Source organism: Neisseria musculi (genome assembly GCF_014297595.2).
Taxonomy (GTDB): Bacteria; Pseudomonadota; Gammaproteobacteria; order Burkholderiales; family Neisseriaceae; genus Neisseria; species Neisseria musculi.
In genome coordinates this window covers 780,089-795,693 of sequence record NZ_CP060414.2, presented here as the reverse complement: position 1 = coordinate 795,693, position 15,605 = coordinate 780,089, and the positions used below count along the sequence as shown (strand labels likewise).

Genomic DNA, 15,605 nt, shown 5'->3' with positions numbered 1-15,605 from the left:
AGGAGCTTACCGATATGCAACCCAAAGTTTTTTTTGCCACGTTAATAGCGGCAGCCGCATTACCGGCATCTGCCGGGCCTGAGCTAAACATGACCGCAGCTCAATTTGAAGCCGCTCAAAAACAGCGCGAATACCGGTTTGACGGTTATCCCACCAAAAACCGGTTTAACGGTAAAAGCGCACCGCTAAACCTGAAAAACCGCTACGCTCGGACTTTTAAAACCCGCCTGACCAACGTATTGGCGGAAAACAAACCCAATGCGGCGGGCAAATATTCTACTTTCGGTTGCGGCTCTTCCGGCTGTGTCGGAATCGGTGCCATCGACAACAAGACCGGTACGCCGATATACTTGGGCAATATGCTTATGGGCTGCGGCACGTCGGAGGAGTACGGTGATTTCCGCTCCGACCCCCGCAGCAATTTGGTGATCGCCTCCGGTTGTATGGATGACCGTTTGAACGACAACATGGGCAGCAGCCAGTTCGGTTATCATTATTTTTTGCTGAAAAACGGCAAATTCCAGCATTTACGCTCGGTCAGGGTCATCCGCTAAAAGACACGGGGCAGGCGATAAGTTATACAGGAGACTACAAAACATCATGAGTAATACTCCAAAAAATAGGCAATACGGCAGAATAGAAGTGATGGAAAATGGCCGTAAAATAATCCGCATTGCCCTCGGCTACAATAATTATTGCTTTTTCCATCCCAACGATATACTTTTGCCCGAAAACATTCTCGTCCGTAAAGCAGACAACGGGAACCGACCGGCCGGATTTTCAGTCAAAGATTGGGACTACGTTTACCTACACCATGGCGACGAGGTCGAATTAACTCTGTCGAAACGGACGAATCCTTGGCGGGCATACGATGTCCTGATGGTTAAAAAAGCCGAACGGCCTAAAGCCGATGCGGTACCACCCCAGTTCCAGGAAACTGCACCACCGGGACAAATCATCCAACAGAACGTAACCGTGAATAATCACCGGGGAGAAAAAGCCTACTATGTCAAAAACAACCGGCATAAAAGCGGTTATAGGCTGCACCAAGTTCTGATATTTTTGATTCTGTGTGCCGTTCTAGCCATAGTACTGTTTACTGCCTATCTGAACTCCTGATTTCAGACGGCCTGAATTAAAATATAAGGAGAATAAATAATGTCTTTATACAAAAATGATTCTTATGATGAAAGCATCGAAAACGACATAATGCATGCTGATAATCCCAGAAACATTTACTACGGAAAAACGGACATCTTCGGCGACCCAAATACACCGTGGACAACCGTCAAAGTCATTGCCACCGTCTTCAAGTTGTTGTGTATGACCGCTATAGCATCCTATGTCTTTTTTTCCATGACAAAATAATTCCGCCATTGGTTTCAGACGGCCTGCCTGTGTGCAGGCCGTCTGTTTTAATCATTTCCGGGCATCCATCAGAGCCGCCCGAGCCTGGTTAATGCTCAACCGCGCCTTATTGCCGTTGTGGCCGTGGTAATAAGACTGACCGGCCTGAACTTGTCCGACATGGCCTTTCATGGCAGCCGGAACCGGAAATGCCGCCCATTCCTTGGCCAATGCCACCAACGCCTTATTGATGTCGTTGTGTTTGCCGTGGATATAGTCCCAAGCGGCACCGCCGCCGGCTTTTTTCAGCAGGTAGTCGTTAAAAATACGTTCCTGCAATGCGGGGGTGAATTTCTCGTTACCTTTCAGATCCAATGCTTTAACGGCATCGCGGAAAGTGGTTCCAACGATTTGGTATTTGCCTACCACGTTAAACTCATTGCGTTTTTGGGCGGCCATAATTTCGTTTACGGTCATATTCGACAAATCGCGGCTTGAAGAGCGGTTACCGTGAGCCCGGCCGAGATTGACGGAATGGTAGTTGCCTTCGGCTTTGGCAATCAGCGATTTAATCGATGAGGCAAACCCGTCCGGTGCTTTCTGCGTGTTTTCAGCCGTTTCCGGAGCTTTGGCTTCCAGCTTGGCAAAATGCTCTTTCATCTGCGGACTTTCCAAAATGGTAATCTTGGAACCGCCGTTTATATAGTTGCCGTTGGGTACCATACGGTCTCCCTGATAATAATCGGATACCCAGGCTCCTCTGCCGCCGTCGGCAGCCTGTACCCAAACCGCGATATGGCCGTGTTCGTCGCCGCCTTTGCCGTCTTTCGGCCCGATACCGTGCGGCGAAATCAATGCCACTTGGCCGTCTCGCGGGGTATAGCCCTCGATTGTTCCTTTGCGGTCGGTCACATCACCGCCGGCCACCACCGACCATCCGTAGCGGCTTTGCAGCTCCCTGCCCATTTCTTGGGCGTTACCGTGCTTGCGGTCGTCTATCAGGTCGGCCTTGCCGAGAATCAGCGCCGTGCCGTTGGCACACATTCCCAGCCCGCGCCGGGCGGCAATATGGTCGGGAGTATGGATCAGTTTGTCCGGATCAGTTGAAAACTTCTCGCTGGTAATCTTTTTAACCATTTCCGCCGCTTTCTGCATCCCGACATGCGAAGCGTCATTGGTGCTAGCGGAGGCGGTCGGAGACTGTTTTTGAACGGGAGTATCATCGCGCAGATCCATTCTGTCCGCACCGCCGAAACGCTCCGCCGGATTGAAGCCCAACACTTCGGATACCGCTTTGCCGTCGAAGGTTCGCACCATATTGCCGGGATCGAAGCTGTTGATTTTTTGAATCAGCTCCTCTTTTCTTTCTTTCAGCCGCTGAATGTCTTCCTGATTTTTTGTCTGCTCCTGCTGTACTTCGGTTTCAGCCGTTTTTGCCCGTATGGCGTTAAGTGTGGGAGCGGCGGCCACACCGGCAGCCACTAGAGCCGCTTTGGTGTTGTCCGGGCCAAGAACTTCCTCCACCCCCCTGCCAACCTGCTTGGCAGGATTTTCCAATTCGTTAATCTGTTTCTGTATGCTGTTGACTTCCTGCGCTGCCTCACGGATTTTTTGGTTGTTGTATTCCCAAATCTGCTGGCGGGCAGTCATTTCGCTTTCCGCACCGTTAACACGCCCCTGCACCCCCGCCACATTCTGACCGACTCCGTTCAGACGGCCTTTGTCTATCGGGTCAGCATAGGAACCCAGTCTGTCCGCTGCGGCCGCATCCATCCCGCCGTTAATTTTGGATTGCACGTCCGCGCTGTGACGGGTGCCGTATTCCAGTGCATTGAGTTTGCTCTCGAACTGGTCGGCAATCGGCTTGGCGCCGGCAAGGCCGTGCTCGGAGGCCGTCTGAAACACTCTTTGGAAGGCGGCGGTGGCGGCCAGTTTTTCGGCATCGCTGCCGTTGACGCTGTAACCGTACAGCTCTTTGTACACGTTGGCATCGACATTGCCCGGCGCATCGGCAGCACGCATGACCGCATCGGCTACCGTTTGGTTGTATGTGCCGGCTGCTTTGGCCGCAGCAAAAATCTGATCAGACGCACCGTAAACATACCGGCCGTCCGGACCGATTTGGCCGCCGGCATGATCCAACAATCCCACTTTGCGGAAGGTATCCAAATCGATGCTGGCAGAAGCACCGTTGGACAAGGTCGAGCTGGTAGCGGTTTGCAGCGATTCCCGTTCGCTGCGCATATCGGTAACAGCCTGCTGGCGGGCTTCCTGCAAGGTGCTTGCGTCCATCGTGCCGGATGAGGTTTCGAATTTGCGGATATCGTCAAGTTTGGTCGAGGCCGACAGGCTGTGGCTGTTGCCGTTACTGTCGACGTATTTAAGTTCCTCAGCCTGTCCTGCCTCTGCATTACCCCGAACACCCGCGCCCACAAAACCGAACGCTTGGAAGCCCGCATTGGCGGTTGCCGTAATTTTTTGCGAATTGCCATCCGACATAACCTGTTCGCCTTTTTGGGCATAATCAAAAGTCCATTTGCCGTCATGACCTTTAGAGAGCACAAAGCCGTCTGCCAGCACCCTGCCGCTGCTGTCGGTGGTGGCCAGCATTTCGGACAGGGTTTGGCTTTCCGCCTTGCTCAGGGCGGCATCGACGGTGGAAACCGCCTGCTGCTGCACCGCACTGCTGACACTCAAATCCAGCTTGCCGGGGAAGGCGGCTTCGGCCTGGCTCATCAGCTGACTGCCGCGCTCCAAAGCCTGACCCGCACCGGAACGGGAAATGATGCCGGCTGCGTCGATAACGGGCGATTCGTCCAGTTTCGGCGATTCTGTTTTTTCATCGATGTTACCTTGTCCCACCATAGTGGAACGGTCGGCAAAGCGGCTCATCACATACGGGGAACCTATCAGCACCAACAGGGCGAGGGTGGAGACACCGGACATAATCGTCGAGCCGGTCAGAATGGTTTTCTGCAACTCTTCGAAAACCCTGTCGGTAAACTGCGGCGATAAAGCCGCCAAGGGTTTCTGGCTCAATACCGCTTCACTCAGCATGTTATACAGCTCGTCGGACAAGGCGTATTGCAGGAAATGGCCGGCGATGGTCTGCACCGGTAACAGCAGGTTCATCCACGCCGCCAACACGACATAAGTTCCGAGAATGACAAAACTCTTCACACCGCGCACCAAAACGACGAAGATCATCAGCGGAGTAATCATGACGTAGAAAGAGAGCATGAAATTCATAAATTTTTGGAACATACTCTGCCAGCCGCTGGCTTCGCCGGCCGCATCCACGGCCGCTGCCGACAAGGCCTCACCCATAATCTGTTCGGCACGTTCGCAGGATGGGTCGGAATTACCGATACAGCGTTGTGCGACACGGTTTAATATCAACGCCGACTGAATACTGGCGGCATCTACCGCCACGCCCGCGCTGTAAAAACGTGCCAATTCGTTAGGGTTGAGATGGCCGCCGTTGGCCATTACCCGGTCATAGGCGAATTTCAAGATGTTGTGGGGGGTTTCGGCGCTGCCTGCCGAAGCACCGGAAATCGACGCCACCGCAGAGGGGAGGGCATTAAGTTCCTTCTGTATCACTGCCGCCTGAGAACCGATTTGCATGGTTTTGCCGCTGCTGATATTGCGTAGTCCCACCTGTAATTGCTCAGCTGCCGGAGAATAGGTTTTACCCGGTTTTGGTGTGGATAATGCCAGAGATTGCGCAGCAATCACTTTACCCGCATCGGCACAATTCATGGCAGCCTGTACCACCTTGCCGTCACCTGCACCCGATTCCAGCCAAACCTTGGTTTCACCGCTCTGCAAGCCTTTGGTGATCACATTGAGATAACCGCCGTTTGTGGTTTCCCCCCCAGCGTTTATTCCAGGTTTTGCAGTCTTGGGCGGCAGTGGCCATATTGGTGGTCAGCATCGGGTTGCCGCCTTGCGCAAAGGTGCGACGCAGTCCAATCAGGGTTTTCAGGGGACTGTGTACGCCTTGCGAACCGTATAGCGGCAAACCGCCCGCCTCCGTGCCGGTATCGAAACCCGAAGCGCCCGTCCAATTGACATCAGCGACGAACTGGGCGGCCGTATCGACCCCGACTGTTGTGTAATAGCTGAGCGTACTGAAAAAACCCAGCAGGGCGGCCACACCGAACGGAACACCGTCCACCTGTTTGAAACGGACGGCACCGGCATTGGCCATACCGTTTTCATCCATATAATTGGCAATATATACGGTAGTTTTGGGTACCATCAGCACGGCAAATAAAAACACCATGAACAGGTTCTGCAACGGTGTCAGTTTGCCTGCGGTCATGATATAGATGGCCGCCATCAAACAGGCTATCAGTAACCCGACCTTGATAACGCCGAAAATAAACGGACCATCGCCGCCGAAGAGCAGGGCAGCCATCTTGAATGCCCGCCAGGCAGGTTCGAGGTCGCCGGAAACCCAAATCGTAAAGATTCCGGGGTCTCCTTCAACCGTATCCTGCGGAAGCTCCGCCCAAACCGCCGGAACGTAGAGCAAAGGTAGCAGGAATAGAATATAAATTCGGGTAAGGTACTGTTTGATTGCTGACATGACGCGGCCTCTATGGTGTTAATTCAAGCCGTTGAGCTTCATGGTAATGTTTGTCTGATTCAGAATGCTGCGCTGCATCCGGCTACGGCTTTCCGGGTCGAGGTAAATTTCAGCCCTTCTCTCCAATTTGTCCGATTGCGCTTTCTGAACTTCGGACATCGGAGCGATGTCTTTGCCGTTCGATACATTGGCCGAATACGAAACAGACAGGGTTTTGTTCATTGCCTGAACCAGCTCCGCTGCCATATTGCGGCCGAGCGATTCTGCGACGTAATCCACCATCATGGCCATCAGTGCGGTATTGCCGGTGGCGGCTACCGACGATAAGGCGGTACGGGTTTCGATCGGCAAGGCGTTCAGGAAGCGGTGTTGTCTTTCGTCCAAGGTTACGGAGTTGTCGGAGAGGTAAGCCATGATGCTGTCGGGTGCGATGGCAGATGTGCGGGAATCGCCCATAACATTACTGTCACCCATATTCGTCTGTTTGCCCGCCAGCAGGCCGATGATGTAGCGCTTGGTGCCCGGATATTCTGTCTGTTTGACCGCAACGTTCTGACAGCTGTCGGCTTTGCTGACATTGAAATCCTCGCAGCTGTAACCGTTCAGGTTGCCGCCGGTCGGCGCTCCGTTTACCAAATCGTCAAAACTCCACAGTGGTGCCAGCTGCTTGTCTTTACGGTTGGTCGAACCTTTGGCGAAATCGCCGCCGGAAGAAGAGGAGGCGGCATTGCTGCCGGTCAGGTTGATGTCGGTGCCGTAGAGGTTCATGGCCAGCTCGAGAAAACCCTGGTCGCCGCCGTAAGGGGCGGTATCGATGCTTGCGGCGGCGCTGCTGCCGTTTCCGAAAACACCGGTGCTGGCCAAGGTGTTCATCAGATTGTTGCCGTAAATGGTGCTTTCGTCGGCCGCATTGCCTTCACGGTTGGCATTTTGACCGTTTTTGAAGCGGTTTTCGTTTGCTTCGTAGAAATCCGAAAATGCACCCTTGGCAGCGGCTGTTACTGCTTCACGGGATGACAAACCGTCGTTTTTCCACAAACTGCCCAGCTGGGTGGTGCCCCGGGCTGCATCGACCAAATGGCTGCCGATTTGGCAGGTATTTTTGGATGCGCTGTTGATTTTGGATGTCAGATCGTGCAGGCCGGTCATGATGCCCTGGCAGCGTGTGCAAAGGTTGTCCAATACCACTTTGGCGGTGTAGCCGCCGGCATTGGACATGATGCCGCGCATGATATTGCGCATATTGTCGAGCGAGATCATTGAGAACGAGCCGAACGACGCATCAATGCCGCCGCACCCGGCGGCAAAGCGGGGCGGGTCGTAGGCGACAATATTGAACGAACGCACGGGGGAGCGCATACTGAAGCCGCCGAGCTGGCCGCCGTAGTTGCCGTTGACCGCACCGAAAGACGGATTGGTCTGCGTCCACATCATATCCATGCCCTTGCCGATATCGGCACGGGCATTCACGCTGACGGCCAGCAGAACGACTGTCAGCAGAATGCCGATAACATTCGAAAGCCTTTTGATAAGATTCATACTGGGGGTACTCCGAGAAACTTTTCAATTTTTTCCAACAGCGCATCCAAATCCGATCCGCAAACGGTATCGCGTCGAATCAAGTAGCTGTCCATACGTTCGTAAAACACGCTGCTCATGTGCTCGCCGATTTCGCCGATCATTTTTTCCCTCTCTTCGATAAGCTCGCAGCGGCGTTGCAAATCATGGGCGCAGATTTCGCCGATAATCGGATATGCCTGCCTGTAATCGCGCCCGTATGCTTCCTGAACACGGGTGAGTTTGAAAACATTCATGCTACTGCTCCATTTTTTTGGTAATGATGCGGTAGATTTTTTCGGACAACTCTTCCGGGGTTTCCGTGCCGGTAAAGCCGGCAGCTTCCCAGTCGCTCTGCTCAATCATGCCGCGCTCGTTCATCTTGGCGGTACGGGTCAGTTTCGGATCGGCAATCTTCATATCGATGGCTGCCGTGACTATCTTTTCCTCCAAATCCGAAAGGCTCATGGCGCCGTGGGCGATGATGGCTGCGGTTTCCGGGGGTACCACCATCACTACGGCAGGTGTTACCTTAATGCCGAACTGGCGTGCACGGGAACCGCCGTTGTCGAATCGGACCTGTTTTTGGTTCATGCCTTTGATAACGCCGCCGTCGATACTGATATAACGCACCTCTATTCGGTATTTTTGCTCCAGCATTTTTACCGTTTCATACTGGGCGTGGCAGAAATTGCAGTTGCTGTCGAAAAACATCCACAGACCGGCCTTATTGCGGAGGTCGCCGATGATGCCTTCTTTGGCTTGGTCTATCTGCCAAAGTGCCTGCTGGCGGGCATGGGCGGCAATCGGTACGCGCACGGCCTCGGATAAATAGGGATATTTGTTGAGAATCTTTTCGGTGGTACGAGCTACTTCGTCCACGCGGTCGTTACGCAAATGCTCGAACGCTTTATAGGCCAAAGCATTTTTCTCCGAAGGGTCACTGCTCAAATTGTCCAACAGCTTCTGCTCGGTTTGACGGAACCATTCGGCGCTGCCGGGCTTTAATACGGGACTTTGGCTTGGCGCAGCCGGTTGGGGTTGCGGTGTTTTTTCTTCCGGTTTCGGCTCTTCTTTCTTTACTTGTTTGGGTTTGTCCTTGTACCAAAAGTAACCTTCGGGTTGAGCCGCATCAAATGCGTTTCGCTGTGACCAGGCGACGGCAGCCGACAACATCGCTACGGTCATCAAAGACAGTTTCAATTTTCGGTTCATCATTCACTCCTAGCGGGCGGCGGGGTCTTCGTTAAGAGGGGCGGAATAATCATGTACGGGCGGTTTCATCCCACGGGATTTAAACCATTGTGCGGCTTTGCTCGAGGCCGTCTGTTGCTGTTTGGCATTCAGACGGCGGCTGTAACCGGCTGCCTGAGCCGAAAATCTGCGGTCAACCATGGCTGCCGTTTGCAGCCATGCGGCAGCCTGAACGGGATCGGCCTGATGCAGCCTGTCTTCGGTCGAGTACCACTTGGCCAAAGCCAGCATGGAGGGTACATGCCAACGGTCAGCCGCTTTTTTAAATGAGGCAATGGCGACAAAAGGGTTTTCGGGGGCAACCGAGCGGGCTAAGCCGTAAAGAGCGGCCGGGTCGTTGGCACGGGCGGCTGCCTGCCAGTGAACCCTGGCTGCGGCTTTGTCGGCTTTGACGCCGCCATAACCGTTTTCGAGTATTTGTGCGCTGTACAGCGCCGCCGGCCAAAACGTTGCACCTTGTGATTTTTTGAATTCACGGTAGGACTGGTTGGCGAGGCCGAACCATTTCAATGCTTCGCGTCCGTCTTTGGCAAAGCCGTTGCCGCCGTAGTAATAAATCAATCCCAAGTTGTATGCGGCCAAATGGTTTCCGGTCAGCGTTCCGCCCTGTCTGACGGCTTTCATATATGCTTTGTGAGCCAAGGCAAGGTTAACCCCTTTCTGCCCGGGTAAACGCCCCCTATGCGCCAAAAAACCGTATTGCAATGCCGCCCACGGGTTTCCGGCATTGGCTGCATCCTTAAGCTTTGAGGCATAGAGCAGATCACCGGCGTTAAAACGGTCATACATCTGCTTTGCCTGAGCCTGGGGCGGCAGTTTGTTGGCCGTTTTCGCGGTTTTGACGGTTTTCGATGCGGCCTGCGGCTGCGGTGTTTTGGCTTCCGTCGTTCCGGTTGCAGCCCCCGGCATCCCGAATACCTTTTGCTCCGCAGAAGGCTGGGCTGCCGCCATAGCGGCACAAAATATCAAGGCAAAAGCAATCGTGTTCGGTTTCATGTTTTTCCTCAGTTGAATTCGCAGCAATCCACCCACCGCCATAGCAGATACACCGCATCGGTATCGTTACTGTTGGTAGATTGGTCGTTACGCCCTTTCGCCCATGAGAAGTCCGAAGCTCCCAGGCGGTGTGCGCCTTTACTGCCGATATTGAAGAAATCGGCTACCGCTCCGGAAAGTTGGGCCGAAACCCCTCCTGATACCGAATCACTGCTACCCGCACCGCTGCCGTTTTCAGGGTAGGGGAACAACATGGCGGCCTTGAATTCGGATTTGGCCGGAAAAGGTGCGGGAATCGGCGAACATAAAGCATCGTCACCGACGGTTTTCATGGAAGCGAAGCCGCCGGTACGGTTTGATACCATGATGGAACGGTTGAGAATGGTGGAAGTACCGACGATATTGTTTCGCTCTGAAGACATGACACCGACGGCGGGCAGATTCATGCCCATGCAGCCGCCCAGCCAATAGCCCGCATCATCCACCATGCCCCAGCCCACACCGGTGGTATTGGCAGCACAGGAGGCCGTGTGGGCGGCAAGATCAAACAGCGGCGTTGCCGTCAAAACGCCCAGAGCCATCCACTCGGGGTAGAGCAAATTGGAAAACACCTGATCGCTGCCCGACCAGGCCGGTTGGGTTATGGAGGTTTCCAGTTCGCCACCTTTGACAAAGCAACGTGGGGTCCAACCATACATATCCGAATAAGGGAAAGACCAGCTGTGATAGTGGCGGAATCCTGTTTCATACGCATTCATGCCTTCGCCGCCACCGGTGAGGTTGGTGCTTGTCTTTACGGACTTGGCGGCCACACCGTTCACTTTGGCCAACTGCCGGAGCATGGTTTTTACCGATGAGCCGTACACCGGTGAGCAGGTTGCTTCGCGCACCACCTCGACAAAGCGGGTAGGGAGCCACATACCACGGGTGTAGCCGTAAATGACATAGGGTTCCTCCCCGCATTTACAGACGGATTTGGAAGTTGCTCCCGGCGGATTGGGCACATCGCCGCCTTCAACAACCGTCTGTCCCATAATGCGCAGCGGAAATGCGGAATCGAAATCGAACTGCATCAGTGTTTTGATACCGGCGTTGGAACAGGTATTGGCAGCTGCCGCTAACGGCCATGCAGACAGGCAGGCCGCTACGAGGGCGATTAAAGAAAACCGTTTTGCTTTCATCTTTTTCCTTCCCGCACGGCCACTACGTTAAATACCATTCCGTTCTGCCGGTAATAGGTCGGCACACCCGTAACCTTCAGACGGACTTTCATGGCGGCATCCAACGGTGAAGCGGGTATGCCTGCGTCGGCCAAATACCCTAGCTTGGTGTACAGCACTAATGTATCCGGTTTTTTTGCCACCAGATGACGGGCAAATTCAACCTGCCAGCGGCTGCGGCCGTCGATTACGGCCATGGCCCGTTTTCCCTGAGGATCCAAAGCCAAAACGTTGAAGCGGGTGCCTTTGGGGTAGAGCACCTTACCGTCTCGGGGGTTGACGATATCGGAGGTAGAAGCCACGAAAGGTGCATAGTTGTAGCGCCGGTATTCGGTGTTGACGGGTAGGGTTACGGTTCCCTCCAACAGTTTGCGGGCGCTTTGTTGTGCCGCTTGGATATGCGGCCGTATATCCTGCCGCTTCATTTTCTGCTCCATCACCACGGCTTGGTCGGGTTCAGAAACCCGGTATTGCCGGCTGACACGTTCGTTAAAGCGACGGGCGCGGATGGTGCCGACGGCAGCATCCAGGGACTGCGCCCCTTGCAGTAAATACCATTTATTGTCGTTGTCTCGGTGCAGTACAGCTGGGACGTAATGGATACGGTATTCGCGGAAGGCGGCCGGCATCACGATAATTTGGGGCGGTTTTTTGCGCGCTTGCGCGGGCAGTTTGCCAAGCAGAGTTTTGCTGTACTTGAACATATCTGTGACCGGACCGTCGCCCCAGCCTCGAAAGGCAAAAACCACATCTTTGCGGCCTGCCCCTTGCTTCAACAGGTGAATCAATACGGTTTCAGGCATACTGCGGGAGAGAAAAACCACGGTGCGTGTCGGAGACAGCTCGCGCATGGTCGGGTGTTGGCCGTTGGGCAGCAGCATGGTGCTTTGAGCGGATTGGCCGGCATAGCCGGCAATTTCGGCCTGTAATGCCTGCGTATTATGGCTGTTTGGCGCTTTAACCGGCCGGGCAAAGTCGATTTGCGCATATGCACTAGAAAAGCACAGAAACGTGGCCGTCGACCAAATCCATCGGATAAGCCCCCCAGTAGCGCGAATCGTAGGAGTTGTACTCTGTTCCGAATACGAAAATTTCGTTTGGCTGTAACACATATTCCTTGTCCCAGTAATTCATCGGTTTGCTAAAGCTCTTTGCGCCGTACGCCATATCACCGATGACCGAACCGTTGATGGAAACGATACCGTCGCGGATAGTGACCTTGTCTCCCGGCAGGCCGGCGGCCATCTTGACGATTTTTTCTCCGTCCTTGATGACGGGCTGCATTTTTCTTGCCGGGAATATCAAAAGGTCGTTACGCTTGATTTCGCCGGCAGGCCGGTCACTGTCCCAGTAGTAAAAATCCCAGGGCAGGCAGCTCATGACCTGTTTGCCCACCAGTAACTTTCTATTCGGATACGCATGGTCGTACCCGGTTTTAACCGCAATCAAGACCAAGCCTAAAATGAAGCCTGTCAGCAACCGTTTACGGCTGAAGTCGAAGTGTTTCATGCGTTAATCCAATCCCGAGCCGGTTCTGGCATCGCTATCGTCTTGCGGCAATGCGGCAGGTATCGCATCAGCCGATCCTATTTTTTGTCCCAACAGCTCCTTTTGTTGGTTTTCCGGTAACAAAGTGATGCCTAAATCTTCTGCAATCTGTGCGGTAATATCCGATTCGCCGGGATAGGCAAGCGTATTCCGGCTTTGAATGACCACCTTGCCGTCTGCCGCCAGTTTATCGATGGCCGCCTGAACCGCCTGCTCGGTAGCCAACGTCTCGCGCTCGATCTGATCGGGTGTCTTGTAACCGGCTGCCTGTTCCTTACGGGCTTTTTCCAAGTAGGATGCAGTCAACCTCACACCGTCCACCATATAGATACCGGATGCAGAATTATTGCCATATACGATTTTGTAAAAACTGTAACCGCCGAGAAGCAAAGCCAGCAGGCTGATCATCAAAACGATGAAAAACATCCCTGAAGCACTTGTAGGGGTTTTATCTTGGCCTTGAGCCGGGATGGGTTGTTGGGGGAAGGGAGTTTGATTTTCATTCATTTTGCTGTACTCTTTCCGTTTAGTCGTAAGTTCCGTCGCCGTAGAGCGCCCGGGCTTCGGCGGCAATCAAATCGGTAACATCCTCCCCGTTGCGCACCCTGTTTTGCAGCTCTTTGAACATTTGGCCTTTGGTGTTGTACATAACGCGGTTATAGGGGGTTTCTATCAGGCGTACGATTGTGGCCAGATTGTCACCGGCAATGATGCAGATTTTGGAATACTGACCGGCGACCGTGTGCAGGCTCTTGAGCAGGCCGTCGATATAGGGAGAAGGTTCGAACCATCCTTGTTTTCTGGCATTTTTCAGTGAATCCGCAGGTGTTTTGAGGAACATTTTGGTATAGCAGTTACCCTGAATCAGCGCACCGTACTCGGTAGCGTGAACCTGTCCCAAATGTTGGGCCTCTACCACCACGCCGCCGTCTTCTTTACGGTTTTTGGAGGTCAGACGGGCGGTAAACTCGGCAAAAGGCCGGTTGCCCAACAATTCACCACACTCGCCCAACACCAAAATTCTTCTGCGGTTGTCGCGGCTGAGATAGACTTCCTGTTTGATGGTTGATGCCACAACCATCAAAATTACGTCGCGCAGATGCTCGTTATTGCTCATGCCGGACAGCTCGATTAAGGTCCAATCCGCTTCGGTCCGGAAATTATTGGTGCCGTTGAACCACCGCCCCATCGGCATATCGCTTCCGAAAGGGCTGAGAAGGCGTGCCAGCCGGTGCTGGATTTCCGCATCTCTTCCGGATTGCGAGTAGAGATAGTCAATAATGTCGTCGATATCGGTATGATTCTGATTGCGGGTAAACATCTGCTTCATGGCATCGAGCATGAGCACGTTTTCGTAATCGTTCAGACCCTCTATCGGCTTGGCCATCTTGCCGAGTATCGGCAAGATCATTTCTGCCTCTTTGTTGAAATCGCTGACTTTGGTAAACGGATTGAGACAGAGGTCGGACTTTTCGTGTATGTCGAGAATTTCTGCACCCCGGACGCTGGCTGAAGCCACGTTGCTGCTGCCCGTATCCACTGTCCACACCTTGGCTCCCAAGGAAAGCAGGGCTTCGATGATATTTTGGGTCACGGTGGTTTTACCCGCCCCGGGTTCGCCCAAAATCATCGTGTTGTAGTTGCTGTTGTTGTCGTGGAAAATGCTGTATGAAACGAGTTTGCCACGTCGTGTGGTAAACATCATTTCGTTTCCGTATCCGCCCCAGTCGTCAAATACGGGCAGCAAATGCGCTGCCAGCCGGCTGGTCATAGTGCGGAAACGGAATGTCTTTTTGACACTCTCTGCCGAAATATTCATCGGCAAATTATTGAGGAACGACACTTCCGGCAGGAAAGTTTCCGGCTTCATGACCATGCCCATGGATGACAGATAGGACTGCATTCTTGTCATGGCATCGCGGACTTTTTCCTGGTTTTCATGGAAAAACTGGATGGTGGTATTGACGTTAACCACTTGGCCGCCTTCACCCAAGCTTTTATTCATCAATTTGAAGCCGGCCTGGCGGGCACTGATACGGTTATTGTATTTTCTGGTGGATTCCTGTTTGGCTGATTTTTCCGTTGTTGTAGTAGCCGCAACGAATTTCGCGCGTTCTTTGTTTTGCTCCGGGTAATGGATGGTCGTTGTAATGGCGAACGGCACCCCAGGCTGCGGGTTGCGGCCGGCAGGATTGCCGAGCAATTCGTTCATTTTCGACATATGCCATTTTGTTGTTTGGTCGGGGTAGCGGTCGATAGTCAGGGCACCGACATATTGTTCCTGTCCCATTTCACCAAAGTTGGAAAAGTGCATAAACGGCGTATTGACGGCTTCCCAGTCACCCGCACTCCCCGGGGGGAACAGCTGCTCATTGAGCGGTTCGTTATCAGACAGGCCGCTGTCCCAAGGCCCTTTGATATTGAAATAACGGCGCAGGACGGCATAGAGCTGTCGGTCTAACAAAGAAACCGGAAGGCCGGCCGCATCCAAATGGGAACAGCAGACTGCGACCAATTTAAGGAATTGATCGCACTCGTCGTAAAAACGATCCAGTTCGGCGTCGTTGGCCTTAATCGGGTTTTTGGCTTTTTTAAGCGGAATTTTGAGGGTCCAAAGCCCCAAGGATGAAAAGGTTCTGATATCGGAAGAAGGAATCAGAGCATGTTCGCAGCCCTGACGCAGGAAAGCTGCCCGCTCTCTGACCGCTTGCTGAGCCATGCGGACGGATATATCGCCGTCACAGCCGGCACGCTCTTTCAGATATTGTTCCAATCGTGTATCGACATACGGATAGTTGAGCTGAATGAATTGGGTGAAGGTGTCAGCCGGGAAATCCATATTAAGCATTTCCACGACGGCATTACGCAATGTTCTCGACCAACCGGAGACCGGCGCGAACTCGCCGATCACGCCGATTGCATTTTCCTTTTCAAAATAATGGATTTTGGTGTCATCAAGCGCAGTTTTAAGGCTGATGAACTGGACACCGCGATCCCGATTCTGATTTATTTTGAAAAAATCTAAGGTCATGGCCATCTACCGAAAAATTAATATAGGAAATACGAATAGCCGGAATACCGAAATATTC

Annotated in this window: 14 protein-coding genes; 3 read left to right on the top strand and 11 right to left on the bottom strand. The window is 53.3% G+C overall.

Annotation, left to right across the window (positions count from 1 at the left end; all coding sequences use genetic code 11):
• Positions 1 to 89 precede the first annotated feature (89 nt).
• Complete coding sequence (locus tag H7A79_RS03955; protein ID WP_187001120.1) at positions 90 to 554, top strand: hypothetical protein; 465 nt, start codon at positions 90 to 92, stop codon at positions 552 to 554.
• Positions 555 to 600: 46 nt separating this feature from the next.
• Positions 601 to 1,119 (top strand): hypothetical protein, encoded by a 519-nt coding sequence (locus H7A79_RS03950; protein WP_187001119.1) that lies wholly within the window; start codon positions 601 to 603, stop codon positions 1,117 to 1,119.
• A gap of 300 nt (positions 1,120 to 1,419) precedes the next feature.
• Here H7A79_RS03950 and H7A79_RS03945 read toward each other — a convergent pair whose 3' ends face one another.
• The 6 genes from H7A79_RS03945 to H7A79_RS03920 are packed head-to-tail and all read right to left on the bottom strand — an operon-like array spanning position 1,420 to position 9,334.
• Positions 1,420 to 5,193 (bottom strand): 6TM ABC transporter family protein, encoded by a 3,774-nt coding sequence (locus H7A79_RS03945; RefSeq protein WP_187001118.1) that lies wholly within the window; start codon positions 5,191 to 5,193, stop codon positions 1,420 to 1,422.
• A complete protein-coding gene (locus H7A79_RS03940; RefSeq protein ID WP_187001117.1) occupies positions 5,165 to 5,941 on the bottom strand; it encodes a conjugal transfer protein TraG N-terminal domain-containing protein in 777 nt (258 codons plus the stop codon). Before H7A79_RS03940 ends, H7A79_RS03945 begins: the two co-directional genes overlap by 29 nt.
• Before the next feature lie 18 nt (positions 5,942 to 5,959).
• The gene (locus H7A79_RS03935) at positions 5,960 to 7,480 is read right to left on the bottom strand and encodes a conjugal transfer protein TraH (protein WP_187001116.1); all 1,521 of its coding nucleotides are present in this window, start codon (positions 7,478 to 7,480) and stop codon (positions 5,960 to 5,962) included.
• Complete coding sequence (locus tag H7A79_RS03930) at positions 7,477 to 7,755, bottom strand: hypothetical protein (protein WP_187001115.1); 279 nt, start codon at positions 7,753 to 7,755, stop codon at positions 7,477 to 7,479. The genes H7A79_RS03935 and H7A79_RS03930 overlap by 4 nt, the downstream gene beginning before the upstream one ends.
• A gap of 1 nt (position 7,756) precedes the next feature.
• Complete coding sequence (gene traF / locus H7A79_RS03925) at positions 7,757 to 8,716, bottom strand: conjugal transfer protein TraF (RefSeq protein WP_187001114.1); 960 nt, start codon at positions 8,714 to 8,716, stop codon at positions 7,757 to 7,759.
• Positions 8,717 to 8,722: 6 nt separating this feature from the next.
• Positions 8,723 to 9,334: an SEL1-like repeat protein gene (locus H7A79_RS03920; protein ID WP_187001113.1), complete on the bottom strand. Its 612-nt coding sequence runs from the start codon at positions 9,332 to 9,334 to the stop codon at positions 8,723 to 8,725.
• Between the two features lie 238 nt (positions 9,335 to 9,572).
• Between H7A79_RS03920 and H7A79_RS03915 the strand changes: the two genes are divergently transcribed.
• Positions 9,573 to 9,764: a hypothetical protein gene (locus tag H7A79_RS03915; protein ID WP_187001112.1), complete on the top strand. Its 192-nt coding sequence runs from the start codon at positions 9,573 to 9,575 to the stop codon at positions 9,762 to 9,764.
• Here the strand turns inward: H7A79_RS03915 and H7A79_RS03910 are convergent.
• The 5 genes from H7A79_RS03910 to H7A79_RS03890 all read right to left on the bottom strand — a co-directional run bounded on the left by H7A79_RS03910 (position 9,757) and on the right by H7A79_RS03890 (position 15,547).
• A complete protein-coding gene (locus H7A79_RS03910) occupies positions 9,757 to 10,929 on the bottom strand; it encodes a TraU family protein (RefSeq protein WP_187001111.1) in 1,173 nt (390 codons plus the stop codon). The two genes, H7A79_RS03915 and H7A79_RS03910, sit on opposite strands and share 8 nt — an antisense overlap.
• Positions 10,926 to 11,849, bottom strand: coding sequence for a TrbC family F-type conjugative pilus assembly protein (locus H7A79_RS03905; RefSeq protein ID WP_187001110.1), 924 nt, complete (start codon positions 11,847 to 11,849; stop codon positions 10,926 to 10,928). The genes H7A79_RS03910 and H7A79_RS03905 overlap by 4 nt, the downstream gene beginning before the upstream one ends.
• A 112-nt stretch (positions 11,850 to 11,961) precedes the next feature.
• Positions 11,962 to 12,477: a signal peptidase I gene (gene lepB / locus H7A79_RS03900; RefSeq protein ID WP_187001109.1), complete on the bottom strand. Its 516-nt coding sequence runs from the start codon at positions 12,475 to 12,477 to the stop codon at positions 11,962 to 11,964.
• Positions 12,478 to 12,480: 3 nt separating this feature from the next.
• Complete coding sequence (locus tag H7A79_RS03895; RefSeq protein WP_187001108.1) at positions 12,481 to 13,023, bottom strand: hypothetical protein; 543 nt, start codon at positions 13,021 to 13,023, stop codon at positions 12,481 to 12,483.
• A 19-nt stretch (positions 13,024 to 13,042) separates the two neighbouring features.
• On the bottom strand, positions 13,043 to 15,547 hold the full coding sequence (locus H7A79_RS03890; protein ID WP_187001107.1) for a TraC family protein: 2,505 nt from the start codon (positions 15,545 to 15,547) through the stop codon (positions 13,043 to 13,045).
• Positions 15,548 to 15,605 lie beyond the last annotated feature (58 nt).